The organism is Streptomyces sp. CB01881, assembly GCF_002953255.1.
Classification (GTDB): Bacteria; Actinomycetota; Actinomycetes; order Streptomycetales; family Streptomycetaceae; genus Kitasatospora.
In genome coordinates this window covers 10,428,247-10,429,854 of record NZ_CP026498.1, presented here as the reverse complement: position 1 = coordinate 10,429,854, position 1,608 = coordinate 10,428,247, and the positions used below count along the sequence as shown (strand labels likewise).

1 protein-coding gene and 1 pseudogene are annotated in these 1,608 nt (G+C 71.7%); both read right to left on the bottom strand.

Translation table 11 applies throughout. The annotated features are described in order from the left end of the window. Positions 1-320: pseudogene (locus C2142_RS40875) on the bottom strand (DedA family protein); the annotation flags it as partial. A 364-nt stretch (positions 321-684) separates the two neighbouring features. Further along, positions 685-1,608 (bottom strand): RICIN domain-containing protein (locus C2142_RS34870; protein ID WP_194235836.1); only part of this gene is annotated, 924 nt, incomplete at its 5' end.

Here is a 1,608-nt window from a genome sequence, read left to right as displayed (position 1 = left end):
TTCTGGAACGATCGCTCAGCGGTGGCCAGGTGCGCGGGCCCGAAGTGCTTGGGGAACCTCCGCCCCAGCTTCTCGAAGAGCGGCTTGCCCCCCTTGCGCCCGATCGAGTAACCGATCGAGTCGCCGATGATCGCGCCCGCGATCGCGCAGGCCGCGACGCCCCACGGGCTCACCACACCCTTGACCGACATCAGGGACGCTGTGACCAGGGCGATCTCACCGGGTAGCGGGATGCCCAGCGATTCCAGCCCGATGATCAGGGCGACCAAGGCGTACACCGCGGTCGGCGGGACGCTCTCGATCCAGGCGTCGATGTGCAAGGCCGGTTACCTCCGTGGCAGGACGAGCCGCGGTGGCGGCGGCACACGGCGGTGCCTGGCCGGCGGTCTCGGCGTCGATCCGATGGCGGCACCCAGGCCGCACCCCGAAAGTGAAGCCTAACGTGCCGAGGCGGCCTGTCCCCCTGGCCGATCACCCCCCACTACGACGTACGACGCACCGCGGTGGTTCCTGCATCCGCCCAGGCCGCCGTACGTCGGTGCGCCCTCGACGGGCCGGCTTCCGCCGAGTACGGCCGCTCGGCGAGGTCCGGGACGGCGGGCGGGGAAGGTGACCGAGGGACGACGGCCGGGCCCGGCACGGTGGTGCACCGTGCCGGGCCCGGCCGTGGCCGGATCAGGACCGTCAGGACAGGACGGTCCAGCTCTGCCCGGCTGCGGCGGGGTTGGCCGGGTTGGTCATCCCGGTCGAGCCGGCCGCGGCGGCGACGTCCAGGACCAGGCCGTTGCCGACGTTGGTGATGGTCAGCGCGCCGGCGCTGTTCTGGGCGACCTTCCACTTCTGCCAGGGGTTGTTGGCCGAGGGGTTGAGCAGGTAGGCGGTGCCGACTCCGCCGCCGGCGGCGAGCACGGTGTGCGTCTGGGTGGCGGTGTAGCAGTTGTCGGTGATCGTCACGGTGCCGTCCGCGTTGGGCGTGAACAGCCACTGCTGGGCGGCGTTGCCGCTCTGGTAGGCGTTGATGCCGGAGTTGCCGCCGATCGGGGCGTAGCAGCCGCCCTTGACTTCGAGCGCCTGGCCGCCGGTGCCGCCCGCACTGATCGCGTGGTACTTGCCGTCGCCGACGACGCTCGGCCGGTTGCCGTCGTTGCCGCTGCCCATGCCGATGCTCGCGCCGGCGATGCGGTAGAGGGCGACGCCGTGCGCGGGGATCCAGTTGCCGCCGATGGTGCCGGTGGTGGTGCCGGTCGCGCCGGTCCACAGCTCGCGGTAGGAGTAGCTGGAGCCGGTCACGCCGAGGTCGGTGAAACTGGCGCTGGGCATGGCCCAGTTGTTCGGGTCCTGGTTGATCAGGGCGACGGCCAGGTCACCGTTGGCGAGCTGGCGCTTGAGGATCACCGGAGCCGTCGGGGAGGTGGGCGGGGTGCCGACCAGGGTGGCCGGCTTGGCGAGGCCGTCCTGGTCGATGGCGATCATGTCGGGGTTCTTCAGCAGCGCCAGGGCGGAGGAGTTGATCCCGGTGGACCAGGTGTAGCCGTTCGCGGTGCGCTGCGCGTCGGCGGTGGTGCGCAGGTCGGCGCCGGAGATGAGCGGGGCGGCTCGACAGGACGG